This window comes from Endothiovibrio diazotrophicus, from assembly GCF_054657215.1.
Genome location: NZ_BAAHXB010000348.1, coordinates 1 through 316 on the forward strand (window position 1 = coordinate 1; position 316 = coordinate 316).

Sequence of the window (316 nt, forward strand, 5' to 3'; positions counted from 1 at the left end):
CGAGCCGCGCTTCCAGGCGGGCGAGGTGGCGTTTGATCTGCTGCACCGCCTTGGCCAGCTGGGTCTCGTCGCACTCCTCCGCCCGCGTCTGGCCCGGCGGGTCGATCGGCGCGGCGCGCAGGGCGGCGGCGGCGGGGGCGGTGATGAGGCCGCCGAAGGCGACGATCACCACCGCGGCGGTGGTGCGCAGGAAGGCGCCGCTCTCGCGCAGCGTCTCGATCAGCGAGGGGCGGGGCAGCAGGTGGTAGCTGAGAAACTGGGCCATGGTCGTTCGATTCCTATCTCTTCCCTGGAGGGGCCCCGACCGGACGGGCCG

The 316-nt window shown here is 73.4% G+C and carries 1 protein-coding gene; it reads right to left on the reverse strand.

Going from position 1 to position 316, the window contains the following annotated elements:
• Positions 1-265, reverse strand: a 265-nt coding sequence (locus ACYQ2W_RS26765; RefSeq protein WP_459874190.1) for a hypothetical protein, incomplete at its 3' end; no start/stop codon positions are given.
• Positions 266-316: the final 51 nt, after the last annotated feature.